The following is a 23,905-nucleotide window of genomic DNA, read 5'->3' as shown; positions in this document are numbered from 1 at the left end:
GCCTGTGGTGCGGAGGCGCCCGGTGGGCGCGCCCGGCGGCTGCCGCCGGCCGGGTCGGGGGGTGCAGGGGCAGGACATGGCGTGCTACCAGAGCGGTGAGTCGGTAAGCGCCCGCGCCGGCACGGGTCCTGGAGGTTTCCACCCACGACGGCCGACGGCTGACCGCCGCCGGGATCGCCCGCCGGGCGGCCCTCCCGGTCGCGCCGGCGCACCGGCTGGTCGCCCAGCTAACGGACGTGGGTTTCCTGGATGCGCACCGGAGGGCGCCGGGTGGGCATCGGCCCGCCTCTGTGGGAGTTCGCCGCGCCCGGGCCCTGGACCTCCGGGAGGCCGCTATGCCCTTCCTGGAGGACATCCACGCGGCCACGCGGCAGCACACCCAGCTCGACGGGACCGACGTGCTTGTAGTGGAGTGAGTGGCTGGCTGAGGGCACATGAGTGCCTGTAGGGCTTGCTCCTGCACGCGCCGGGCGCCGGGTGCCCGCCCACGTGGCGGCGGTCGGAGCGGTACTCCTGGCGCACGTCGAGCCCGGGTCCCGGAGGAATGTTCGTGGTTCGCCGGCCAGGGTCTGGCGTCGCGGCTGGTGTACGACGCCCTGACCGACGTACGGGCCGTCGGCAAGCGCGTGGTCCCCGTGTGCCCGTACGCCAAGAAGTACCTCTCCTGGCACGACGAGTTCTCCGACCTGGCCGACGCGGTGACACCGGATCCTGCAGTGGCTCGACACTGCGCCGAGGTGACACCACCGCCCGGCGGAATGCCACGCCCACGCGTTGGTTGCCGTCACGCAGAGCGGTGGGCGGTGACTCTCAGGAAGAGAGGAACGCTGCGGCCACGGCCCTTGCCGTCTGGCTCGCGGGCACTGTCCGGATAGGGACCCGCCGCCGCGTCACCAGGTCGAAGTGGGCCTGCGCGCCGATGTTGTCGGTACGGTTCCAGTCGCGCACCCGGTCGCGCCCCTGGAACTCGCGCCCATAGTCGTAGAGGTGGGCGTCCTCGGTGAAGGCGGCGACGAAGGCCTCGCTGTCGCCGCGGTTGGTGGCGTCGATGAACGTGCCAATGGCAGCGGGGACGTCGACTGCGGTCATGGTCGCTCCTGGCGGGTCGTGCGCTGTCGGATCGGGGGCGCCGACGGAAGGCGCTGGCCCAGGCGGGTCCCGACGAACTGGGGCACGAAGAAGAGCTGGAAGGCGAAGATGCCCGGTGTGGTCGCGCGCCGGCCGAGCCGCCGGATGTACATGGCTGCGAAGATCAGCAGCACGAAGACCACGTCCGCCGGGACCCGGTACGGCGCCAGCGCGGCACCGGCCACCGCGGTCGTCAGCGCGACGGGCACGCCGGCCGCGAGCGTCCGTGCCTGGTCGTATCGTCGCGGCTCGGTGACCGCGACGGTACTGACCATGGCGGTGAGGGCTCCCGTCACCAGGATCGGCCCCGCGGCGTGCAGGGCCGCCAGGCACCGAGCGCGTGCAGGGCCGCCAGGCACCGAGCGCGAGCAGGGCCGCCAGGCGCCGAGCGCGAGCAGCACCACGCAGACGGTGCTGAGTGCTGACAGCAGCCGGAGCAGTCCGCAATCCGATGCCACGAACCGGTGCCGTACGCCCGCCAACCCCGCTGGCGCCCGCCGCATGTCCCGGCCCTGCCGCTGGCCGGTCCGATGGTGAGGTGTTACGCCGCGCGCTTGTCGAGCGAGGCGAGGAAGTCGTCGACGCTGACCACGTCGTGGGAGATCATGTTCAGTCCGCGCATCATCGCCTGGTAGGTGACCAGGCCGCCGGGGGCGGCGATCGCGTCGGTGAACGTCGTGACGTGGTAGGCGCGCTCCATCGCGGTGCGGGCCGTCGACTCCACGGCCATGATCCCGGAGACGCCGGCGATCGCCAGGTACTCGACGCCGCGCTGCCGCAGCTGGAACTCGAGATCGGTGTGGTGCAAGACGTCGAGGCCCTTGTGCGGGGAGAGGACCACGTCACCCGGCTGGGGGGCCAGGTCCACGTAGAACTCGGTGTTCCAGGTGTTCGCCTCGAACATCCGCTGGCTGAACAGCTGCCGGTGGATGCCGGAGACGTGCTTCCACGACGAGTAGTCCTCGTCGCTGAAGGACGTCGTCGAGTAGAAGACGGGGATGTCCTTGTGCTGCCGCACCCCCGCTACGAGCTTCTTGAGATTGTCGATCGTGCCCAGTCGTTCGAACTCGGGGGCGTAGATGGGGTAGGCCTTGCCGTCCACGGAGAAGTTCTCGTTGACCAGGTCGATGAGAAGCAGACCCACTCGACCGCGTTCGGTGCCACTCGGCATGACGGTCCTCCGGTGCAGATTCGGTAGCCGGATCGGCCGACCCGACTTCTATTACAAGTAATGATTGTAACGTAATCGAGGGCCGGAGTCATCCCCGCACCGCGGAACGCTGTGCATGAATGGTGTCGCGGGCATCCCCCTCCCTCGATGCGGGCGCTCGCCGGGCCGGTCATCAGACGTTGCGGCTTGTGGCGCGTCACGGTGTTCGCGCCCTCACGTGAGCGCGGCCACGCCGGGACTCGCGGGTCGCCTCGCCGAGATCCGACGGCCGCGGGTGTACCGCTCGGCCCTCGGTGCGGCAGTGGCTGCGCGCGGCCTTCGTGGACGATGTGCACCGGCCACTGGTAAAGTTACAGATAATAGCTGTAACGTAAACACGGACCGGTCCGAAGAGGCCGAACGATCGGCAACAGTGAGAAGGTGTCCCATGAAAAAGCTGATGCGGCCCGCCGCCGTCGCGGCCACCGCCGTACTCGCCGCAGGTGCCCTGTTCTGCGCCGGCGGCTCCGCGGCCGCGGCCACCCTGCCGCCCGGTCGGCACCTGCCCGCCGAGGTCACCGTGGCCGCGGGGACCACGATGCAGGACCCCGGCCGGGTGCGGTTCGACCATGGGTACCGGAACGGACACTGGTCCGAAAGGGACCGTCACGTCGGTGCGTACACCGGGAACTGCCGCCTGGACGACCGTTTCTACCCCTGGATCGCCGACCAGTTGACGCTCTTCCCGCATGCCGGTGACCTCGCCCGCGGCCATGGCCTGCACCATGGCCCGTGCCGACTGGTGTCGGCGGAACCGCGCTGCGCCTGAGTGGGTCTTTCGGTGTTCCCGTTCAGCTCCTTGAAGAAGTCACGCACCTTTGAGGCCCCAGGGGCCGATTCCGGACAGGGCCGTCACCGCGGACGCCCCGCGCAGGACGATGCGGCGCACCAGGTCGGAAGGGGCCGTCACCGTCGTGCCGCTCCCGTACCGCGACTTCGCCGGCAGCCCGCCCCCGAAACTCACCCGCCCGGTGTGAGGACGGCCCCGGGCGGGTGAACCTCCTGCCCGCGGCGGGAGCCTGCACCACGGTCTCCCGGCCGAGCCAGAGGTCGATACCGGTGGACACCGCTGACAGTGCGGGCGTCCCGGTGAGCCGCGCATGGGCGTACCGGGTGGCGACCGCAGCCGATCCGCCCGCGAGCGCGGAGGCCGCCAGCCAGTCCTCGGTGCCGGCGTCCATCCACGCATCGTCCTCCATGGCCTCGTCGGCTGACAGGTCGAGCAGGGTGATGTCGCCGGCGGCGAGGTCCCGCGGTCGGCCTGAGTGGTTCGCGCGGGCGCGTCGACCATGCCGGGCGCGTCCCTGAGGATGCCGACTGGGTGCGAATCTGCCGCGGACTCCTCATCACCTGATCGCCGGCATGCTGATCGGGTTGATCCGGGCGGTCCGTGGGCTGGTCCATGCCCGGATGCGGTCTACGTCTACGACTACGACATGGTGGGCACGGCCATGCGCCGCGTCAGGACGATCCGCTGGGACCAGGTGAGCCAGGTCGTCGTCTTCGCCGAAGAGGGCGGTCTGAACATAGCCGCGGACGGGAGACCGATGATCGTTCCGACCACTGTGGTCGGCGGAGGAGCGCCGGACCGGACGGAGTTCCTGAACGCCGTCGTGTCGCCGTTGCAACAGCGGGGCGTCGAGGTCCTGCGTTTCTGACCGTGCCCGTGTGCGCCGTCGGACGGCGGCGCCCACCCCTCGGGTGGAGCGGGTGACCGGGAGCCCGGTGCCGGCCGGGTGGCTGACCAGCCGCGCGCCTGGCGGGGCAGGGCGGTGAAGCGGCACGCGGTTCTTGAGGTCACCGCCCCGCCCGACGGTGGCCGGGCATCGGGGCAAGGCACGTTCGCCGGGATCCGGAACCCTGGGGGCCGCCGCGGCGGAGGTGGGAGCGGGTCCGTCCGCGGGAGGTGGCCGTTTCGCCGGCATGTCTGCCGAGAGGGGACCCCCCGATGACGGACACACGGAAGGGAGCGGTGCCGGCCGTCGTGCGCAGGCATGAAACACGTGCCCTGTGGTGGCCGGCGCACTGTCGGCCCGGTCGTCGGTCTGACCGAGGCGCCGGTCCGGCCCCGTCAGGGGAGCCGGCTAGCGTTCCAGAGGCTGGAAGAGCTGGTATGCACCGACCGTCTCGAATCCCATGCGGGCATAGACGGACTGACCCGGAGCGCTGGCCTGGAGAGTGCCGACGTGCAGGCCCCGCTGACGGCCCGCCTCCAGGGCGGCCGCGGTGAGCTTCGCGCCGATGCCCCGGCGACGGTGGCCCTCGACGGTCGTGACCACGTAGATCCCCGCCACGTCGTGCGAGTCGAACATGAGGGCGGTGCCTACGGCCTGCTGACCGATTCGGGCGATGAACCGCACCGTACGGGAGACGTCGCCACGCCCCGCTTCCACCCGCAGCGTATCGTCCACCAGATCCGGCCCTACTCCGAAGGAAGGACTGTAGGTGCGGACCCATTCGGCGAGGGCACCGGCGCCTTCCACAGTCTCGATCCTCAGCTCAGGAGGTCCCGCCACCTGGGCAACGCGATCGAGCGCGACAGCCATGATCGGCACCGCGCCGATCCTTCTCGCGCCCTGCTTGAGAAGCCGGTCGGCGACCCCCGGCCCACTGTCCGGTCCCACCCACCACAGCCAGGGCACACCGGCCAGTGCGCTCGTGGCACGGGCGAGAGCCTGGCCGGCTTCACCAGGGCTGCGCAGCCGGAGCACGCCGTTGAGCTGACCGTGCGCGAGTCCGCTGCGGTAGTAGGTGAGGCCGTCGTCGGCGCGGTCTGCCTCTCCCCAGCCGAGCCAGTAGTCCCGGCAGTTGGCGAGCTGCGGCTCGAGGTCGTCGACCCTCTTCACTGCCATGATCGGCAGACCTCCTCATGTTCCTGCGGTGAGAACAGCCGACGGCAATCGGCCGGCCGCTCGACCAGCGGGCGCCGACCGGCCCGGGCGGGGATGAACGCGCACTGGACGGCGTGCGAGTGCGGCGCAACTGCTCGGCCGGAATGGTCGGTCACCGTAACCGGCACCCAGCACATTCCCGACCGCGGCCGCATGCGTGAGATCGCCACCGCCGTGGCGGGAAGCATCATCGCGGGCCACAGCGGTGCACGGGCCCTGGTGCGCGCGTCACGCCCGGAACCGCGGCGCATCGAGATCGGGCGAGGTCGAGCGAGGCCGCGAGGGCTGCCCGTGCCTGGTCGCGCATCGCGGCACGAACTGCTGGGCCGGCTCGGGAAGCCCTGCGAGTATCTGGGCGACCTCCTGCGGCGTGCCCACCTCGTCGAAGAAGCCCAGGGTGAGGTGTGCGGCTGCCATGGGGGCGGTGGTGACGACCTGCTGTGAGAAGACCGTCCGACTCTCGGGCGGGACGTGTCCGGCGAGGGCGGGGAAGAGCATCGGTTCCTCGTGCTCGAGGTGACCATGCACGAGGTCCCGCACCTCCTGGCCGGTGCAGGTTCTCGCGGTCGGCGTCACCGGCGACCGGTGCCGCCTCGAGTGCGTCCAGGGCCGCGTCGAGGCGGTCGTGCTCCTGACTGAGGGCGTCGAGTACGGCGGCCGTCTCCCGGCGCCGCCGTGAGGATCATGGGCCACAGCAGCCGGTCCCAGGCAGGTGCACAGCTCGGCCAGAGCCTCCGCAGGCACCGACGGCCGCAGAGCGGCCTGCGCGAGAAGGGTGGTGGCACGACGGGGAGGTGGTGCGGCGATTCGCTGTTGTCCGAGACGGAGCGACCTGCTGGTGACACCCTGCTCAGCCGCCTCTCCCGCTCGCCGCTTCCCCGTGGGGAGGGCAGCGGCACCTGACGGGGTCAGGTGGTCGTACGCCGTGCCCCGGCGCCGCCCGCGGTGATGCTCCGGTAGTGCGGCTCGGCGGTGATCCAGCGGTCCGCCTGCGCGGCATTCGGCTCCGTCCACCTCGAGGTCCACTTCGTGGACGAAGGACATCCCGCGGTCGATCGGCTCCCGCGTGGTGGACATGCCGAGCTCCTCGGATCGATCGGCCTTTGGGCTGTGCCGGTGCGGTCACCGTAGTCCTTTGTATCATTACGATCAAGAGTCGTAAAGAAATCGCGCAGGCAGCGTGGCGTCCGAAGGGCTGCGGCCGACCCGGCAGTGGTCTGACGCCGACCTGGACATGGCCGCGGGTCGGCACTTCGGCGGCGTCCCGGCTGCCTCCGTACTGGTGGGTGGCTTCCGCCGGCTTCGCCGTCGAGCCGAGGCCGGGTTCAGGCGGTGATCGCCGAAGAAAACCGGAGCTGACCTGGGAGAAGGTGTCGAGGCCGGATGCCGACGGCCCGTGACGCGGGTCGCGCCGGCCGCGCGCCGGTCCTGAGCCGGTCCCACCGGTGCGGTGTGGATGCGTGAACGTCGAGCGGGTGGTCCGCCCGAGGGCACCATCAAGCCCTTCGGCCGCGTCCTGCCGGCCGTGAGGCCGTGAAGGTGGAGCGGGACCGGACCTGTTGCGGTGCTCGGCGGAACGGCTCTAGCATCCGTCGCACCAATCGCAGCGAACATACGTGCGGTAGATGAACTTCTTTGTCCATGGCCGGCTCGCCGCCGCCACGTGATCCCCGTCTCGGCTGTCCGAGGAGAAACTGATGGACGTTTACGAGGCCCTCTACACCACCAGGATGATGCGCAGGATGCGCAAGGATCCCATTCCGATGGAGTCGCAGTGCCGCATTCTCGACGCCGCGATCCGGGCGCCCAACGGCGGGAACGCCCAGCGGTGGCACTTCCTTGCGGTCGACGATCCCGCGATCAAGGCCCAACTGGCCGAGCTCTACGTGGAGTGCCGCGAGCAGGAGTACGCGGACATGGCACGTGGCGCGCTGGGCAGGACGATCCACGATCCCGAGGCGCACGCCGCCACCATGCGCAAGATCAAGGCGTCCGGTGACTACTTCACCGAGCATTTCGCCGACATCCCCCTCCTGCTGTTCGTCTTCTCGATCGACGACCACGGCGGAGCCAACATCTACCCCGCCATCTGGAGCACCTTGCTCGCCGCCCGGGCGGAGGGCGTCGGCGGTGTCATCACCACAGTGCTGCGTTACGAGGAGGAGACCGTGCACAAGCTCCTCGGCGTGCCCACGGAGGACGGCTGGCGGATGAACGTCATGCTGGCCCTCGGTTACCCCCTCGGTCGCTGGGGTGTGGCCGCGAACCGGCGGCCCGTGCACGAGGTGGCCAGCCGCAACGGCTGGGGCCGGCATATCGGCGCCACCGTCGCGGAACCGCTGTGGGCTCCCACCCTCTCCGAGTAACGACCCGTCGCCCTCCCCTGGACCGAACACCTCTCCACTCGCACATACCGAGGCTGCCGGGCCCCTCGCGCATGCCTGCGAGCTGGACCACCTGGCCGTCGAGCCCCCTCATGGTGCCGGTCGTCCGGCGCCCCGGAAGGAAAAGGCCGTGACCACAGACTCGACATCAAGAGCACTGCCCGTCGTGACGGATCAACCAGACCGTGACTACCGCCCGTTCAGGGCGTGGTCCGTGCTCCTCATGCTGGCCGTATTCATGGTCATCAACTTCGCCGACCGCACCATTCTCGCTCTGGCGGCCCAGCCCGTCATGAGGGAGCTGGGGCTGTCGGCATCGCAGTTCGGGCTGGTCAGCAGCTCGTTCTACTTTCTGTACAGCGTCAGCGCGATCGGCGTCGGCTTCCTGGCGACCCGTCACATATCGTTGAAGTGGCTGCTGTTCATCATGTCCCTGTTGTGGGCGGCGACCCAGCTCCCGGTGTTCCTGTTCGTGGGCGGTGGCGTCCTGCTGGGCACACGGATCGCTCTGGGGGCCGCGGAGGGCCCCGCCACCGCTGTGGCGAACTCCGCCGCCTACAGTTGGTTCCCGCCTCATCGCAGGGGTCTGCCGACATCGGTGCTGACATCAGGGCCCTCGCTCGCCAAGCTCGTGGCCGCACCGCTCCTCACACTCCTCATCGTCCACCAGGGGTGGCGCATGGGCTTCCTGGCCGTCGCCGTGGCAGGGCTCGCCTGGTGCGCTCTCTGGCTGTTCGTCGGACGCACCGGTCCCTATGCCGGTGCGCGGCGTCCGGCGAGTCCTGCCTCACCGACCGATGCCGGCGCCGACCGCTCGGCACGGCGACGCACCTTCCTCGCGGTAGCCACCAGCCGGACGTTCGTTCTCCTGCTCCTGGCCACCTATCCCCTGTACGCGTTGATCTCGGTCATCCTCAGCTGGCTTCCGTCATACCTCGAAGCCGGCCTCCATTTCTCTCCCCTCACCTCCGGCCTGCTGTTCGGCCTGCCCAGCATCGTCGGCATGGGTTTCATGCTGGGTGCCGGCTGGTTCACCGATCGTCTGCTGGCCTCCGGTGCGTCGGCCCGGGTGGCCCGAGGTCTGGTGCCGACGGTGTCCCTGGCCGTGGGCGGTGTGTTCCTCGCCCTGCTCCCCCTCGCGGGCGGACAGCGCTACCTCGCGTATGCGCTGCTCGTCGTCGGTTACTGCCTCACGCTCCTGGCTCTGCCGATCGTGTATGCGGCCATCGGCACCTCGGCGGCCCCTTCGCAGCGGACGAGCGTGCTGAGTCTCTTCATCGGCCTGCAGAGCACGTCCGGGATCATCGCCCCCTGGGCGACGGGGGCCCTCATCGACGGCGCGGGCAACCAGGCCGACGGCTACAACACGGCTTTCACGGTGATGGGCGTGCTCATCGCCGTCGGTGGCGTGGTCGCCGCCCTGATCGTCGACCCGGGGCGCGACGCTGCGCAGGACGCCCCGCCGGCACCCGCGTCGGCGGGCTGACTCCTCACGCATCCGGCGGGCTCGGTGCGCCGGCGGCAGGCCTCGGACGTCACCACGTCGGGCGATGTGCTCCGGGCCGTGGGTGTCCCCTCACACCAGTTGCGCACGAAGGTCCTCGGCGTACGTCCGCAACACCTCCAGGACGCTGCCCTGCATCTCCTGCGGCGACAAGTGCTCAATGGCCGCGCCCACGTTCAGGGCGGCGACCACACGGCCGTCCCACCGGCTGACCGGCACCGCTATCGAGTGGAATCCCGGCTCGACGTCGTTGGCCACGTAGCAGTAGCCGGCTTGCCGGATCTCGCGCAAGGACTCCCGGCCCGGCCCCGCGACGGGTGACGCTTCCGGGAGGGTGTCGAGGTGGGCCAGAAGCACCTTGCCCAACGCGGAACTGGCCGCGGGGACACGATAGCCGACCCCGCTTCCCACGATGAGCAGGGACTGCCGGATCGCGCGGGCGATCATCACGGCCTCGTCGCCGTCGAGGACGGCCGCGGAGCACGACGCCTTGAACTGGGCGCAGACGCGGTCGCAGACGGGCTGCACCACGGTACTGATCAAGTTCGATGTCAGGTACGCCCCGGCGAGTCCGAGGACGCGCGGCGTCAGTTCGTAGGCGCGCCCGTCGGCGACGAGGTAGCCGAGGTGCTCCAAGGTGAGTACCGCCCGCCGCACCGTCGCCCGTGAAAGACCGAGTTGACGTGCCAGGTCGGCCTGGGTGAGGCGTTTGCGGTCCTTGCCGAAGGCGGAGAGGACGGCGAGGCCGCGCGCCAGTGCTTCGGAGAAGTCGGCCGGATTCGCCGTGCCTGCCAGCTCGCGCTGTCGCCGGGTCTCGGCGTCCTTGTCGTTCAGTCGGGCCATTGCGTTCGTCCCCTGTCCAGTCGTACTGTCCCTGCACTCAGAAGCCCGAACTTCCGTGCGGTAATCGAACGTTGGAGTTTTGATGCTAGCACATGAGAACGAAAAGATGACCCAGACCGGGCCCGGTACGCCGGCCGGTGACTGGATGCGCAGGTATTGGCAACCTGTGGCTCTCGCCGAGGAGTTGGCCGGACCACGGCCGGTCGTCACGGTCAGACTCCTCGGTGAGGACCTCGTCCTGTTCCGCGACGAGGACGGTTCCCTCGGCCTCGTCGAGCGGCGTTGCCCGCACCGGGGAGCGGACCTCTCCCTGGGCCGGCTCGAGGACGGCGGACTGCGCTGCTATTTTCACGGCTGGCTCTTCGACAAGGCCGGAGGCTGCTTGCAGACGCCCGCCGAGCCCGAGGGCAGCAAGCTGGCGTCCCGGGTCCGCATCACGTCCTATCCGGTGCTCGAGCGCAACGGCATCGTGTGGGGGTACCTGGGTCCCGGCGAGCCGCCGCACCTGCCCGCGCTCGACTGCTTCCTCGCCCCGCAGGAGTACACCTTCGCCTTCAAGGGCTACCTGGACTGCAACTGGCTGCAGGCCCTCGAGGTCGGCATCGATCCCGCCCACGCCTCCTACCTGCACCGCTTCGAGGAGGACGACGACTCGGGCGACTCCTACGGCAAGCAGTTCCGCAACGTGTCGCTGGGCACGGACCTGCCCATGACGAAGATCCTGCGCGAGTACGGCAGGCCCGAGATCCTCAACAGCCGTACGGAGTACGGCCAGCGCATCGTCGCCCTGCGCACGATCGACGGCCCGGGCCACGACGGCAGCGCCACCCACGTGCGCATCACCCACCAGGTGTTCCCGCACGGCATCACCATCCCCCTGAGCGCCTCCATGGCGATCACGCAGTGGCACGTGCCGGTCGACGACACCTCCTGCTACTGGTACGCGATGTTCACCAGCCTCGACGAGCCGGTGGACCGCGAGAAGATGCGCCGGCAGCGGCTGGACGGCATCACCCTGCCCGACTACAAGCCGGTACGGAACCGCGGCAACCAGTACTTGTTCGACCCCGAGGAACAGCGCAGCCTCACCTACACCGGCCTCGGCCCGGACATCAACGTGCACGACCAGATGGCCGTCGAGGGCCAGGGCCTGATCCACGACCGCACCCGTGAACACCTGAGCCGCTCCGACAAGGCGATCGTGACCTACCGCCGCATGCTGCTCGCGGCCATCGACGCGGTCGCCGACGGCAAGGACCCGGACCTGCTCCTGCGGGACACCGCGGATGTGGAGAGCAGGGGACCCATCCCCTTGGACGGGATCGGTCCGACGGGGGAGTGGGAGACCTTCTGGACCGAGGCCATCGACTCGCTGCGCCGCAAGAGTCCCTGGGCCCAGGATTCCGATGCCGCCCGGGCCAGCGGCCCCGCCGGCGTACGGACCTCGCCTCTCGAGCCCGACGACGAACTGCTTCCGCCCCTGCCGAACGACGCGGAGTGAGTGCACCATGGGATTCATCCAACGGCACAACCTTTACTCCGACGCACAGCTGCGCGCGGCCGCCGGGGTGCTCGAGCGCGTCGAAGCGGAGCGCCTGCACTCCATCCGCGTCGTCTTCGCCGACCAGCACGGCCTGCTGCGCGGCAAGACGGTGGCCGCCACGGAACTGGCCTCGGTACTGCGCGGCGGCCTCACGGTGGTCTCCACCCTGCTGTCCAAGGACACCTCGGGAACCACCGTCTACCAGGCGTTCTCCCCCGACGGAGGATGCGGCATCGCCGAAATGGCCGGGGCCGGGGACGTGGTCATGGTGCCCGATCCCAGCACCTTCCATGTCCTGGACTGGGCGGGCGGAACCGGCTGGCTGCTGTGCGACCTCTACTTCAGCAACGGGCAGCCCGTGCCGCAGTGCACCCGGGGCCTGCTGCGCAGGAGTGTCGAGAGGGCGGCCGAACTCGGCTACGACGTGTTGACCGGTGCGGAGCTGGAGTTCCACCTCTTCCGGTCGGTGCCTGAGGGCGCCGGCGGCACCGGTCTCGACAACGGCGCCCTGCTCAACCCCGGCTACCAGCTCCTTTCGGAGGACCGGGCCGACGCCCTGGAACCGATCGTCACGGCCTTCGGTGAGACACTGCGACGACTCGGCGTCCCCCTGCGGACCTTCGAGGTCGAGCTGGGGCCCAGTCAACTGGAGGTGACCCTCAGCCCCCAGACCGGCGTGCACGCCGCCGACACCGTGCTGCTGCTGCGCAGTGCGCTGCGACAGACCGCACGCCGCCACGGGTACCACGCGACCTTCATGTGCCGGCCCAAGATGCCCCGCGTCTTCTCGAGTGGCTGGCACCTGCACCAGTCACTGCTGTACAGGGGCGCCCGCGAAGGCGAGAACGCGTTCACGCCCGAAAGCCCCGGCGACGTCCTGTCCGAGACGGGGCGCCACTACCTCGCCGGACAGCTCCGGCACGCGGCGGCGGCCTCGGTGTTCGCCGTGCCGACCATCAATGGATACAAGCGGTTCCAGTCGTACTCCATGGCCCCCGACCGGGTGCTGTGGGCGCACGACAACCGAGCAGCCATGCTCCGTGTCTGCGGCTCGGCGGCGGATGACTCGACACACGTGGAGAACCGCGTCGGTGAACCCGCCGCCAATCCCTACCTCTACATCGCCTCACAGCTCACAGCCGGGCTCAACGGCATAGAGCGGCGCTGGGAGCTCGGGCCGGCCGCGGACGAGCCCTACGAGACCGAGGCCAGGCGGCTGCCGGCCACCCTCGGAGACGCGCTGCGGGCGCTGACCGACGACACCGAGTTCGCCGAATCCTTCGGCAAACAGTTCGTCGAGTACTACGTCGGCATCAAACGCCATGAACTGGCCCGTTTCAACGCCGCGGTCACGGACTGGGAACACCGCGAGTACTTCGACCTCTTGTGAGCGTCAGCCCTTGGACCACGCTCGGGCAACAGAACGGACCGACCATGCCTGACACCCTCTCCTCAACCGACGTGAGCAGAACCCTCCTGGTCAAACAGGTGCGTGCCGAGGCACCCCAGGTAGTGACGCTGACCCTGGTGGATCCGGCCGGAGGGCCCTTGCCGCCCTGGGAGCCCGGGGCACACGTCGAACTGGTGCTGCCCTCGGGCCTCGTCCGGCAGTACTCCCTCTGCGGGGACGACCTGGACAGGACCAGCTACACCGTTGCCGTCCGCCATGAGACCGGGGGGCGGGGCGGCTCGCGCGAGATCCACACCTCGGCGCTCGTCGGCCGGGAGCTGGCGGTGCGGGGGCCGCGCAACCACTTCCCCCTGGCCAGGGCGGCGCGGCACTTTCTCGTGGCGGGGGGCATCGGCGTCACCCCCGTCCTCGCCATGGCACGGGCCCTCCAACGTTCCGGTCAGGACTGGCAGGTCCTGTACTGCGGGCACCACGGAGACATGCCCTTCGTGGACGAACTGAACGGACTCGATGCCGACCGGGTCACAGTGGTGCGGACCGACCGCGACGGCAGACCGGACATCGCATCCCTGATCGGTCGGCTTCCCGAAGGGACGACGGTCTACTGCTGCGGCCCGCCGTCGCTCCTGACGGACGTCACGAAGGCGGCTGCCGCCGCCGGGGCCGGCCTGGAGGTCCGCGTCGAACGCTTCTCCAGTTCCTCCGAGGCCCCGCCCGGGCCCGCGGAGGGCGACCATACCTTCGAGGTCGAGCTCGCCAGGTCCGGCGCCGTGATCACCGTGCCCGCCGAGCGGTCGGTCCTGGACGCGGTCCGGGACGTGCGCCCCGACGTCCCCTTCTCCTGCGAAGAAGGCTACTGCGGGAGTTGCGAGACCAGGGTGGTCGACGGTACGCCCGACCACCGGGACGAGGTACTGGGTGCCAACGAGCACGCGCGCGGGAGCACCATGATGATCTGCGTCAGCCGCGCCGTGTCGCCGCGCCTCGTCCTCGACCTCTGAGCCGGTACCCGCCTCGTCCGCCGCGGAGTCACGCGCCGGCGGACTCCGCCATCACCTCCCCGCCCGACATCCGACGGCAGCCGCTGCCGGAAAGGTGAGACCCATGTCCTCGACAGCCCTGGTGCTCGTGCACGACCCCGAAGCGAGTCGGCGCGAACGCATCCCCGGGGCGCTGCTACCCGCCTTCGCCGCCCGCGACATCAGGCACCGCCTGTTCTCCTTCGCCTCGGCGGAGAGCACGGTCCCGGACTTCGGTGCCTACGACCTGCTCGTCGTCATGGGGTCGAACGAGTCGGTGAACGATCCGAGCGTGCCCTGGCTCGTGCCCGAACTCGACTTCGTGACGGCTGCGGTCGGCAGCGGGCTTCCGACCATCGGTATCTGCTTCGGGGCCCAGCTGCTGGCTCGCGGGCTGGGCGGCGAGGTCGCCCCCGCCGAGCGGCCGGAACGCGGCTACACCACTGTGACGACCGACGACCCGCATCTCGTCGCGCCCGGACCCTGGATGCAGCTGCACGCCGACTCCTTCACGGTCCCTCCGGGTGCCAAGGAGATCGCCCGCAACGAGAGCGGCCCCCAGGCGTTCGTCTCGGGGAGTGTGCTCGGTGTCCAGTTCCATCCGGAGGCCACGGTGGACAGTTTCTCGAGCTGGACGGAGAGATGGGCTGCCCTCGGCAGTTCACCCGTGGCCGGCGACGGAGGTGTGGACGCCGAGGCACTGCGCCATGCCATCGCTGAGCACGAAGGGACGACGATCCGCGCCTGCGATCAACTCGTCGGCACCTTCTGCACCCGCCACCTTCGCTGACACGCGGAGCGGCCCGGGGCCACCGGCCGCTCCGTGTCAGGTGGACCGGGCATTCCTCGCACCGGCCGCCGCGAAGGAAGCAAGCCGCTGCGGCCCGTCCGGCAGGGAACGGCACCGGCCGGCAGGCCCGGCACATGCGGGCCGGGCTCCTGCCGAGTGAGACCGGGGTCGGCGGCGTACCGCCTCAACGGCCGGCCTGAATCGTCTCCGGGCTACCCGCACAAGCTCAACCGCCTGGTCAGCCGTGGGATTTTCGCCGAGCCCGAGCCCGAGCCCGGCATGTTCACCCTGCTCGAAGTGTGACGGCTCCGAGATCGCAAGACAGTAGGCTGGCAGCGATCGACACATCTGTGGCGCAACCCGCCGCTGCGGCACAGCGGCCCGGGAGGTGTCAGCAGGTTGTCTGTTCGGAAGGGGACGCGAGTCCGGCACGCACACGTTCGGCGGCCCAGGCATACCTGAAACACTTTCGTTGCCGAGACCTCAAACGTGACTCAGGTGTGGGCCGCATCACAACCCTCGGCTTTCCCGTTCCTACGTCCCATCCGTAATCTGTCAGGCGAGCAACTGGGCGGGAGACGTGGACTATTCACAGGGCGCGGGCGTTGGTCTGGTACTTGCCGGGCGTTACCGGCTGAGTGAGCCCATCGGCAGCGGCGGGATGGGCAGGGTGTGGCGCGCGCACGACGAAGTGCTGCACCGGACCGTCGCGGTGAAAGAGCTGACCCTGGGCGGTTACGTCTCCGAGGCCGACCGGACCATGCTGCACCAGCGGACCCGTACAGAGGCCAGGGCCGCGGCCCGGATCACGCATCCCGGGGTCGTCACCGTCCACGACGTCCTCTACCACGACGACCGCCCGTGGATCGTCATGCAGTACGTCGACGGTCCGTCCCTCGCTGACGCGGCCAGGGAAACCGGCCTGATCGACGGTCGGGAGGCGGCCAGGATCGGGCTGCAGGTATTGGCCGCGCTGCGCGCCGCACATGCCGCCGGGGTGCTCCACCGCGACGTCAAGCCCGGGAATGTCCTCCTCGCGCGCGACGGCAACGTCCTCCTCAGCGACTTCGGTATCGCCGCCATCGAAGGAGACTCCACGATCACCAGGACCGGTGAAATCGTCGGGTCCCTGGACTACATGGCGCCCGAACGGCTACGAGGCAGCGAGCCGGACCCCGCGGCCGACCTCTGGTCCCTGGGCGCGACGCTCTACACGGCGGTGCAGGGCCACTCGCCCTTCCGCCGCAACTCGCCTATCGCCACCATGCAGGCTGTCGTCACCGAGGAGCCGCCCCATCCCGACCGGGCGGGCCCGCTCGCACCGGTGATCGCGGCACTGCTGTCCAAGGACCCGGCGTCGCGGCCGGGCGCAGCGGAGGCGGAACGGCTGCTGCGCGACGTAGTTGAGGGCCGAGAGCCCGACGCGGCTCAGGCACACGTACCGGCACAGGGCACGGCGAACGGCTACGGACTGTCCGGCACCGGGCAGTTGCCCCCGGTCGACTCGCCCGCGCCGACTGGACGGACGTACGCGTCGGCGTACGCGACCGGGCCTGCGCACACGACGGGGTCCAGGAACGCCACTGCTCCTACCCGAGCCACCGATCTCACGCCGACCACCGATTCCACGTACGCCGCCGGGTCCGTGACGCCGCGGGGCCGCGCCCGTGGCGGTCGGCGCACCATGCTGATCGCGCTGCTTGTCGTGGTGGGTGTCGGGGCCACGGCGGTCTTCGCGGGACTGCAGTACGCGAACGGGAGCGACGACGCGGCGAGTGGAGTCAGGACGACCGGCCTCAAGCCGCAGAGTCCCGGCAAACAGAACGACAGGTCGACCGTTCGGCGGGCGCCGACCGACCGTGCCTCGGACGCCAGGTCGGTCCCCGCCGGTTGGGAACGCATCAACGCCCCGGAGGGCAGCCTCTGGGTCCCAAAGGGCTGGACCCGTCAAACGGACAGCGACCAGATCGAGTACAGCCCGGACGGCGGCAACCACCTGCTCCGCATCAGCGTCGACTCCACGCCCGACTACCCCACCCCCCGAGCGCACCTGCTGCATCTGGAAAAGCTGTATCGGACCCTCGACGGCTACCAGCAGCTCCGGTTCGGCACGAACAACTTCCGTGACGAGGCGAACGCCGTGCTATGGGAGTTCACCTGGATCCAGAAGCCGGAGGAGGGCCCAGCCGGACCACGCCGGATCATCGACCAGGTCTATGACTCGGACGACGGCAGCATCGAGTACGGGATCCTCATGGAGGGCCCCGCGGATGACTGGTCCCGGACGAAGAAGCAGTTCGACACCGTCCTGCGCGGCTGGCAACCCGCGAGCCACCAAGGCTGAGGACCCGGCCGTCACGGTTCTGACTCCGGCGAGCCGGCCAGGGCGAGGAATCCCGAGCCGAGGTGGGCTCGCTCGCCGTGGAGGGCAAAGGTCCCGGAACATGATCGGTCCGGGGCCTGAACGACTGCGGCCCTCCGGTGGCGCACTAAGCCGACGATGCCGAGGTCGGTGTCGGGCGGCAGTGGCTGCGCGCGCTGGTGCCGTCGGCCAACAGCCGGCGGGCCTCGTCCGGGCCGACGGGGCGGTGCCGTTTGCCGCCAGGCGACGGTGATGGATGTGCGCTGCCCGGACCGGCTGCCGGAGCAGATCCACCGGCAAGCGCTGGAGCTGCTGGCCGGCCTGTCCCGGCGGCGCCAGGGGCACGGCCCCTCCGCCGCGAGCGTTTACCGGGCGCTCGCCGAGCACGCCAGGCGCGAGGTGTACCCGAAGCCATTGAGCAGGCGGACGCCGGGTTCGTCGCCCCTACCGGTGTCTCATCTCACATGTGGCTCTTGTCAGTCTCTCGAACCTGATTGACCTCGCATTCGTGCTCGAAGTCTGCCTTTCACATTACAAGTGTTCGTTGTAAACTAACTCCAGTGATCGCCTGCTCCTTGCCCGAACGCGGTTGCCACTGCCCTCAACCGCCTGAACATGTCCCTGACGGCTGCGCACGCCATCTGACCCATCAGTTCGACCGAACAGCTGTCCGTGCTTCGGGTGACGGACGCGATCAGGCCCGAGCGGGCGGGTGTGCGACGACGACCATGGCGTCGCCCGAACAACGCGGTTCTTCCAGCTCACGGCCCGCTTCCCGCGGCGCTGACTCGCCGGACAGGGACGGATTCGCGGCTCAGGCCACCAACGAGACGGCCCTTGCGCCTCGGACCTTAACGCCGGATATGCGGTGTGCCCCTCGTGCTCAACCGCAAGCGGAGGAGGACGGCGAAGCTCCCTCTGTTCTGATACGGCAGGCACAGCCGTCCTCTGGACATACTTGAAAGACGAAAGTGAGCAATGACTTCCCACAACTCGACGAGCCCGGTCTCAGTGCAGAGGGCCGACATCGTCGGCCTCGCGGAGAATGTCGTCGGCCCGGTCCTGCTCGCCGGTGACAGGGGCTACCCGGCCGAGTGCGCCACCTTCAACCTGCTGACCCCGGTGCGGCCGGCCGTCGCCGTAGGCGCGACGAGCGTCACCGACGTGCAGGCGGCGGTACGGTTTGCCGCCGAACGAAGCCTGCCGCTGGCGGTCCTCACCACCGGGCACCAGGTGGCCCGTCCCGCCGACGGCGCGGTCCTGGTGAACATGTCGCGTCTGAACAGGGTGCGCATCGACGCAGCCCAGCGGCTTGCCCGAGTTGAGGGTGGCGCACTGGGCGGCGAGATGGTCGACGCGGCTGGCCGGTACGGTCTGGCTCCGATCACCGGCGCTTCCGCCACCGTCGGTGTCGTCGGGTTCACCCTTGGAGGCGGGCACAGCCCCGTCCTCGGCCGCACGTACGGATACGCGGCCGACCACGTCCAAGCGGTGGAGCTTGTCACAGCCGACGGGAAACTGCGCCGGGTGACCGCCGTCGAGGAGCCGGACCTGTTCTGGGCACTGCGCGGCGGTAAGGGCAACTTCGGAGTCATCACCGCCCTGGAGCTCAGCCTTTTCCCCGTTTCCCGCTTCTACGGCGGCGGTCTGTTCTTCTCTGGCGAACACGCGAGAACCGTTCTGCACGCCTGGCGGGAGTGGGTGACCGGCCTGCCCAGGGAAATGACGTCCTCCATCGCCTTCCTGCGCCGGCCCGGGCAGCCTTTCACCCTGCACGTACGGTTTTCCTCGCTGGGTCCGCGGGAGGAGGCAGAGCGCACGCTGGCACCGATACGCCGCCTCGCGCCGCTCGTCGGGGACACGATCGACGAACTGCCCTACGCCAGTGCCGCAACGCTCCACTTGGACCCGGCCCAGCCCGTGCCGATGACCGAAGGGGCCACGGCACTACGGGTCTTCCCCCGCGAAGCCGCCGACACCCTGCTCACCGCCGTCGGCCCGGAGTCGGACACCCGTTTGGGTTTCCTCGAACTGCGGGCGTTCGGCGGCGTGCTCGAACAGCCGCCCGCCGTAGCGAACGCGGTCGCCGGGCGAACCGCACGCTGGGCCGTCATCGCTGCCGGCGGGGGTGCCCCCGGCCTGTCCCCGCTCTTCCGCAAAGAGCTGACCGCACTGGCCGAGTCACTGGCACCCTGGGCACAGGACGAGATGAACGTCAACCTCCTGGCCACACGCGGCGTGACCCTCCAGCAGGTGCGCGCCGCCTACGGACAACACCGCTACGACCGACTCGCCTCGATCAAGCAGCAGTACGATCCGCACAACCTCTTCCGCATGAACCACAACATCGCGCCTGCCTGACCAGCGGTTCCTCCACTGACTCGGGTCTGTCCAATCGCCGGCTGATCTTGGCTGCTAAGAGGTCGGGCCTTGAGCCCGAATCCTGGACACGGGTTATGCGGCTGGTGCCAGCGTAGTTGATGTTGTTGCGGACGCTGTCTCGTAAGCGATCGGGCTGCGGTATCCGAGGCGGGAGTGACGGCGTCGGGTGTTGTAGCGATGCAGCCAGCGGAACGCGTCGAGGCGGGCTTCGCGCTCGCTGGACCAGTGCTTGCGATCCTGGAGCGTCTCGCGTTGGAACGTCGCGTTGAAGGACTCGGCGAGTGCGTTGTCCGCCGAGCTGCCGATCGCGCTCATGGACTGACGGACGCCGGCTTGGCCGGCAGGCGTCGGCGGAGGACCGGCTGGTGTACTGGGCGCCGTGATCGGTGTGCAGGACCGCTCCGGTGAGGCTGCCACGGGTGCGTTCGGCGGCGGCCAGGGCGTCGATGACGAGATCAGTGCGCATGTGATCCGCGATCGCCCAGCCGGTGAGGCGGCCTGAGGCGAGGTCGATGACGGTGGCCAGGTAGAGGAACTTCCCGCCGTCCACGGGAAGATAGGCGATGTCGCCGACGTACTTCGTGTTCGGCTCGTTCGCGCTGCAGCGCAGTCCACGAGCGCCGGCTACCACGTCGTCGAAGAGCGGCGCTGCATCGACCTTCCCGCCAGCACTCCCCACGACCCGGCCTGACGCGATGCGGCACGGCCCGGTTCCTCGGACCCGTCCCTGGGCGAGGGGCAGGGCGTACATCCGCTCCTGTTGATACTAAATTAGTAATTAATATTGACAGGGTTTCGGCCACGGGCCACAGTCTTCGCCGTGACGTCGGCCTTCCGCAGGGACGCGCCCGGCGCACGTCTACCCGCTTCCCAACCCCTGGGAGAGGCACGTGACTTCCCAGTCGCCCACGCACAGCCCCCCGCGCCACCGGTCCGCGAAGCTGACCCTCGCCGCCGCGATCACCGTCGTCCTCACCACGGCAGCGATCCCCCCGGCCACGGCTGACCCCGCGGTGGACCAGGGGGCGCCCGACTACTACGACAGCGGTCTCGCCCCCACGCCCTACATGGGCTGGAACACGTACTACGGCCTCGGCGCCCCCACCGAGAAGGAGGTGCGCGCGGTCGCCGACAAGCTGGTCAGCAGCGGTCTGCGCGACAGCGGTTACGACATCGTCTGGCTCGACGGCGGCTGGCAGGCCGACAACCCCCGTGACGCGCAGGGCCGCTTGGTGGCCAACCCGGACCGCTTCCCGTCGGGCATCCCAACCCTCGTCACCTACCTCCACCAGCGTGGCCTGCGGGCCGGCATCTACACCGACGCCGGCACCTACGACGGCGGCAAGAGCTGCGGGCTCGGCAGCCGGGGCCACTACGCCGAGGACGCACGGCAGTTCGCCGGCTGGAAGATCGACGCGATCAAGGTCGACTTCCTGTGCGGCATCGGCGAGAAGCTCGATCCGGGGCCGGCGTTCAAGGAGTTCAGCGACGCCGTCGCCAAGTCGGGCCGGAAGATGTTGCTGAACCTGTGCAATCCGCTCACCGACGACTGGGGCCTGCCGCATACGCCCGGGCAGGACGCGCACAACACCTACGCCTACGCCCCGACGATCGCGGACTCCTGGCGCACCGGCACCGACATCGCCTGGGGCACCCCGAGTCCGGGGCAGTGGCCCAACATCCTGCGCAACATGGACGCCAACGCCTGGCACCCGGAGGCCCAGGGACCCGGTCACTACAACGACCCGGACTACCTGATCCCCATGCGCCGCATGACCGACGGCTCCCTGGAGCTGACGCAGGAGGAGTCCACCACCCAGTTCGTGATGTGGGCCGAGATGGCCTCCCCGCTCGTCCTCGGTTCCGATCCACGCACCCTGACGCCGCCGATGATCGAGACGCTGCGCAACCCGGAGATCCTCGCCGTCGACCAGGACCCGCTCGGCATCCAGGGGGTCCGGGTCGCCACGGACTCCGTAGGTGACGTCTACAGCAAGGTCCTGGCCGGACGCGGCGAGCGCGCGGTCGTCATGCTCAACCGCTCCGACCAGCCGGCCGAGCGCACTGTGCGCTTCACCGACGTCGCCCTCGGCGGATCCGTCAAGGTACGCGACCTGCGGGCACACGCCGACCGTGGTGCGCACACCGGGTCGTACACCGTCGAGGTCCCCGCCCACGGCACCGCGTTCCTCAGGCTCACCGGGCAGGACGCGCTGCCCGGCACCAGCCTCGGGCGGAAGGCCTCGGCGAGCCCGGCCGTGGTGCGCGACGGCGACGCGCTGACCACCTTCTTCCGCGGACCGGATGGCACACTCGTCCAGCACACGGCGGACGGCACGCGTCCGGCGCGGACCAGGGACCTCGCGGGCCCGGCCGGCGGACGGATCCTCGGCCAGCCGGCCGCCTACGCCTCCGCCGGCGGCCGTATCGACGTCTTCGTCCGCGGAACCGACGACCGCGCCTACCGCAGGATCTTCTCCGGCGGGCGCTGGGGCGACTGGCAGGACCTGGGCGGACGCCTGATCGACGCGCCGACCGTGGCCTTCACCGATCCCGCACACTGGACCCTCGTCGCGCGCGGCGGCGACGGGAGCGTCGTGCAGCGCGGCCCCTCGTCCGACTGGTCGTCACTCGGCGCCCCCGGTGACCGGCCGGTGTACGGCAGGCCGTCCGCGGTCGTCGATGCGGACGGGCGTGTCCACGTCGCCGTACGCACCGCCGCGGACGACGTCTGGACCAGTTCGCGGGACGGGTCGGGGCAGTGGTCGCCGTGGAGGTCGCTCGGCGGCACGGTGAGCGGCAGCCCGACGCTCGTCGCCGTGGGGGACGCCGTGGTGCTGTACGCGCGGGCGGGTGACTACACGCTGTGGCAGCAGCGGTACGACGGCGGTGCGTGGCAGGGCTGGACCAAGCGACAGGAGTTCTCCAGCGCGGCCTTCGAGGGCTCGCTCGGCGCGGTCGCGGGCCCGGACGGGTCGGTCGACGCGGTGTTCCGCGGTGTGGATGGCTACGTCCACAGAGCCCAGTTCAAATAAATTAGTAATTAATATTGACGTGGCGGGATCGCCACGCGACTCTGGATCCGCCGCGAACGGGGCCCGGCCGTCAGAGGGGCCGGCCCCGCCGCGGCGATCCACAGGGAGCCTCCATGACGAACCACCTGCCCGGCCGCCGGCACTTCCTCGCCGGACTCGGAGCCGCCGGGGCGACCGCGCTGCTCAGCGGCTGCGTCACCTCCACCTCCTCCGCCAAGACCTCCTCCAAGGGCCCGGTGACCCTCCAGTCCAACCTGTCCGCACCGCAGGCCAAGGCCGCGATGGAGGACATCGTCGCCGCCTACGCCAAGAAGGGTGAGGGCCGCGCCAACCTGAACACGGTGGCCGCGGAGACCTTCCGCACCCAGCTGCCGACCTACCTGACCTCGGCCAACCCGCCGGACGTGTACACCTGGTACCCCGGCTCCGTGGCGGACACCTACGCCAAGAAGAACCTGCTCCTGGACCTCGACGACGTCTGGAACGCGTCGCCCGACCTCAAGCGGTACTCCAAGGCGTTGAACAGCCTGTGCACCGCGAGTTCCGGCAAGAAGGTCTTCGTCCCCACCACCTACTACTGGTGGGGCATGTTCTACCGGAAGTCGAACTTCGCCAGGTGGGGCGTGAGCGCGCCGACCTCCTGGGACGAGTTCCTCGACCTGTGCGACAAGCTCAAGTCCAAGGGCGTGGCGCCGATCGGACTCGGCGCGGGCGGCAACACCCCCTGGGTGGCATCGGCGTGGTTCGACTATCTGGACATCCGCATCAACGGCGCCGCCTACCACCGTCAACTCCTCGCGGGCAAGCGCCGCTTCGACGACCCCGAGGTGCGCAAGGTCTTCGACCGCTGGCAGGAGGTGCTGCCGTACTTCGACCCCAACGGCACGGCCGTGGCCTTCCAGGACGCCAGCACCGCCCTGCTCAACGGCCGCACCGGCATGATGCTCATCGGCACCTTCTTCGCCGACGCCGCCCCCAAGAACGCCCTCGACGACATCGACTTCTTCCGGTTCCCCGTCATCGACCCCAAGGTCCCCCTCGCCGAAGAGGCCCCGACTGACGGCTACTTCGCCAGCGCCCGCACCGGACGCCGCGACCAGGTCTTGGACCTGATGAAGTACCTCGCCACCGCCGAGGCGCAGGAGATCTACATCAAGGGCTCGTCCGGAACCGTCCTGCCCTGCAACCCCGAGGCGGAGGACGCGGGCACGGCGCTGGTGAAGAAGGGCCGCGAGCACATCGAGCAGACGGCCGAGCTCACCCAGTTCTTCAACCGCGACTCCAGCGACGCCCTCCAGCCCACCGCCGACACCGCGCTCACGAAGTTCATCGCCAGGCCGAAGGAGATCGGCGGCATCCTCAGGGACTGGCAGCGCGACGCCGAGAAGATCTGGAACGCCTGA

The 23,905-nt window shown here is 69.7% G+C and carries 20 protein-coding genes and 1 pseudogene; 14 read left to right on the top strand and 7 right to left on the bottom strand.

Annotation, left to right across the window (positions count from 1 at the left end; all coding sequences use genetic code 11):
* The first annotated feature begins 128 nt into the window (after positions 1-128).
* Positions 129-416, top strand: a complete 288-nt coding sequence (locus AB0947_RS33960) for a helix-turn-helix domain-containing protein (protein WP_366754247.1) — start codon at positions 129-131, stop codon at positions 414-416.
* An 18-nt stretch (positions 417-434) separates the two neighbouring features.
* Positions 435-875, top strand: coding sequence for a GNAT family N-acetyltransferase (locus AB0947_RS33955; protein WP_366754217.1), 441 nt, complete (start codon positions 435-437; stop codon positions 873-875).
* Here the strand turns inward: AB0947_RS33955 and AB0947_RS33950 are convergent.
* The 3 genes from AB0947_RS33950 to AB0947_RS33940 all read right to left on the bottom strand — a co-directional run bounded on the left by AB0947_RS33950 (position 811) and on the right by AB0947_RS33940 (position 2,272).
* Positions 811-1,089, bottom strand: a complete 279-nt coding sequence (locus tag AB0947_RS33950; RefSeq protein ID WP_366754216.1) for a nuclear transport factor 2 family protein — start codon at positions 1,087-1,089, stop codon at positions 811-813. The genes AB0947_RS33955 and AB0947_RS33950 overlap by 65 nt on opposite strands.
* A complete protein-coding gene (locus AB0947_RS33945) occupies positions 1,086-1,586 on the bottom strand; it encodes a hypothetical protein (RefSeq protein ID WP_366754215.1) in 501 nt (166 codons plus the stop codon). The genes AB0947_RS33950 and AB0947_RS33945 overlap by 4 nt, the downstream gene beginning before the upstream one ends.
* Before the next feature lie 83 nt (positions 1,587-1,669).
* The gene (locus tag AB0947_RS33940) at positions 1,670-2,272 is read right to left on the bottom strand and encodes an isochorismatase family cysteine hydrolase (protein ID WP_366754214.1); all 603 of its coding nucleotides are present in this window, start codon (positions 2,270-2,272) and stop codon (positions 1,670-1,672) included.
* Between the two features lie 454 nt (positions 2,273-2,726).
* Here AB0947_RS33940 and AB0947_RS33935 point away from each other — a divergent pair, with 454 nt between their 5' ends.
* On the top strand, positions 2,727-3,107 hold the full coding sequence (locus tag AB0947_RS33935) for a hypothetical protein (RefSeq protein ID WP_366754213.1): 381 nt from the start codon (positions 2,727-2,729) through the stop codon (positions 3,105-3,107).
* 667 nt (positions 3,108-3,774) lie between these two features.
* Positions 3,775-3,996 carry a hypothetical protein gene (locus tag AB0947_RS33930; RefSeq protein WP_366754212.1) on the top strand — a complete coding sequence of 74 codons (222 nt, stop codon included), beginning with the start codon at positions 3,775-3,777 and terminating at the stop codon, positions 3,994-3,996.
* A 426-nt stretch (positions 3,997-4,422) separates the two neighbouring features.
* Here AB0947_RS33930 and AB0947_RS33925 read toward each other — a convergent pair whose 3' ends face one another.
* Together AB0947_RS33925 and AB0947_RS33920 are read right to left on the bottom strand one after the other, a co-directional pair.
* Positions 4,423-5,190: a GNAT family N-acetyltransferase gene (locus AB0947_RS33925; protein WP_366754211.1), complete on the bottom strand. Its 768-nt coding sequence runs from the start codon at positions 5,188-5,190 to the stop codon at positions 4,423-4,425.
* Between the two features lie 267 nt (positions 5,191-5,457).
* Entirely contained in the window at positions 5,458-5,757 is a 300-nt protein-coding gene (locus AB0947_RS33920) for a hypothetical protein (protein WP_366754210.1), read from the bottom strand.
* 1,169 nt (positions 5,758-6,926) lie between these two features.
* Between AB0947_RS33920 and AB0947_RS33915 the strand changes: the two genes are divergently transcribed.
* A complete protein-coding gene (locus AB0947_RS33915) occupies positions 6,927-7,595 on the top strand; it encodes a nitroreductase family protein (protein ID WP_366754209.1) in 669 nt (222 codons plus the stop codon).
* Between the two features lie 148 nt (positions 7,596-7,743).
* Positions 7,744-9,099, top strand: a complete 1,356-nt coding sequence (locus tag AB0947_RS33910; protein WP_366754208.1) for an MFS transporter — start codon at positions 7,744-7,746, stop codon at positions 9,097-9,099.
* 90 nt (positions 9,100-9,189) lie between these two features.
* Here AB0947_RS33910 and AB0947_RS33905 read toward each other — a convergent pair whose 3' ends face one another.
* Positions 9,190-9,960 carry an IclR family transcriptional regulator C-terminal domain-containing protein gene (locus AB0947_RS33905; RefSeq protein WP_366754207.1) on the bottom strand — a complete coding sequence of 257 codons (771 nt, stop codon included), beginning with the start codon at positions 9,958-9,960 and terminating at the stop codon, positions 9,190-9,192.
* 106 nt (positions 9,961-10,066) lie between these two features.
* Between AB0947_RS33905 and AB0947_RS33900 the strand changes: the two genes are divergently transcribed.
* The 6 genes from AB0947_RS33900 to AB0947_RS33875 all read left to right on the top strand — a co-directional run bounded on the left by AB0947_RS33900 (position 10,067) and on the right by AB0947_RS33875 (position 19,446).
* Positions 10,067-11,461, top strand: a complete 1,395-nt coding sequence (locus AB0947_RS33900) for an aromatic ring-hydroxylating dioxygenase subunit alpha (protein ID WP_366754206.1) — start codon at positions 10,067-10,069, stop codon at positions 11,459-11,461.
* A 7-nt stretch (positions 11,462-11,468) separates the two neighbouring features.
* On the top strand, positions 11,469-12,893 hold the full coding sequence (locus tag AB0947_RS33895) for a glutamine synthetase (protein ID WP_366754205.1): 1,425 nt from the start codon (positions 11,469-11,471) through the stop codon (positions 12,891-12,893).
* A gap of 71 nt (positions 12,894-12,964) precedes the next feature.
* A complete protein-coding gene (locus AB0947_RS33890) occupies positions 12,965-13,915 on the top strand; it encodes a PDR/VanB family oxidoreductase (protein WP_366754204.1) in 951 nt (316 codons plus the stop codon).
* 103 nt (positions 13,916-14,018) lie between these two features.
* Positions 14,019-14,723, top strand: a complete 705-nt coding sequence (locus AB0947_RS33885) for a type 1 glutamine amidotransferase (protein ID WP_366754203.1) — start codon at positions 14,019-14,021, stop codon at positions 14,721-14,723.
* Positions 14,724-15,303: 580 nt separating this feature from the next.
* Positions 15,304-17,067: a serine/threonine-protein kinase gene (locus tag AB0947_RS33880; protein ID WP_366754202.1), complete on the top strand. Its 1,764-nt coding sequence runs from the start codon at positions 15,304-15,306 to the stop codon at positions 17,065-17,067.
* 1,029 nt (positions 17,068-18,096) lie between these two features.
* Entirely contained in the window at positions 18,097-19,446 is a 1,350-nt protein-coding gene (locus AB0947_RS33875) for an FAD-binding oxidoreductase (RefSeq protein WP_366754201.1), read from the top strand.
* Between the two features lie 93 nt (positions 19,447-19,539).
* Here AB0947_RS33875 and AB0947_RS33870 read toward each other — a convergent pair.
* Positions 19,540-20,068, bottom strand: a pseudogene (locus AB0947_RS33870) (IS3 family transposase); the annotation flags it as partial.
* A 289-nt stretch (positions 20,069-20,357) separates the two neighbouring features.
* Here AB0947_RS33870 and AB0947_RS33865 point away from each other — a divergent pair.
* Both AB0947_RS33865 and AB0947_RS33860 read left to right on the top strand, forming a co-directional pair.
* Positions 20,358-22,502, top strand: a complete 2,145-nt coding sequence (locus tag AB0947_RS33865) for a glycoside hydrolase family 27 protein (RefSeq protein WP_366754200.1) — start codon at positions 20,358-20,360, stop codon at positions 22,500-22,502.
* A gap of 113 nt (positions 22,503-22,615) precedes the next feature.
* Positions 22,616-23,905 (top strand): extracellular solute-binding protein, encoded by a 1,290-nt coding sequence (locus AB0947_RS33860; protein WP_366754199.1) that lies wholly within the window; start codon positions 22,616-22,618, stop codon positions 23,903-23,905.

The sequence above is a fragment of the Streptomyces sp. NPDC047841 genome (assembly GCF_040704085.1).
GTDB classification, from domain to species: domain Bacteria; phylum Actinomycetota; class Actinomycetes; order Streptomycetales; family Streptomycetaceae; genus Streptomyces; species Streptomyces argyrophylli.
This window is presented reverse-complemented; position numbering and strand designations above follow the sequence as displayed.

Excerpts from the sequence above, each read along its gene's own strand:
- AB0947_RS33955 (WP_366754217.1), top strand. The coding sequence starts at position 435 with ATGAGTGCCTGTAGGGCTTGCTCCTGCACGCGCCGGGCGCCGGGTGCC.
- AB0947_RS33950 (WP_366754216.1), bottom strand. The coding sequence starts at position 1,089 with ATGACCGCAGTCGACGTCCCCGCTGCCATTGGCACGTTCATCGACGCC.
- AB0947_RS33935 (WP_366754213.1), top strand. The coding sequence starts at position 2,727 with ATGAAAAAGCTGATGCGGCCCGCCGCCGTCGCGGCCACCGCCGTACTC.
- AB0947_RS33930 (WP_366754212.1), top strand. The coding sequence starts at position 3,775 with ATGGTGGGCACGGCCATGCGCCGCGTCAGGACGATCCGCTGGGACCAG.
- AB0947_RS33925 (WP_366754211.1), bottom strand. The coding sequence starts at position 5,190 with ATGGCAGTGAAGAGGGTCGACGACCTCGAGCCGCAGCTCGCCAACTGC.
- AB0947_RS33915 (WP_366754209.1), top strand. The coding sequence starts at position 6,927 with ATGGACGTTTACGAGGCCCTCTACACCACCAGGATGATGCGCAGGATG.
- AB0947_RS33905 (WP_366754207.1), bottom strand. The coding sequence starts at position 9,960 with ATGGCCCGACTGAACGACAAGGACGCCGAGACCCGGCGACAGCGCGAG.
- AB0947_RS33900 (WP_366754206.1), top strand. The coding sequence starts at position 10,067 with ATGACCCAGACCGGGCCCGGTACGCCGGCCGGTGACTGGATGCGCAGG.
- AB0947_RS33895 (WP_366754205.1), top strand. The coding sequence starts at position 11,469 with ATGGGATTCATCCAACGGCACAACCTTTACTCCGACGCACAGCTGCGC.
- AB0947_RS33885 (WP_366754203.1), top strand. The coding sequence starts at position 14,019 with ATGTCCTCGACAGCCCTGGTGCTCGTGCACGACCCCGAAGCGAGTCGG.
- AB0947_RS33860 (WP_366754199.1), top strand. The coding sequence starts at position 22,616 with ATGACGAACCACCTGCCCGGCCGCCGGCACTTCCTCGCCGGACTCGGA.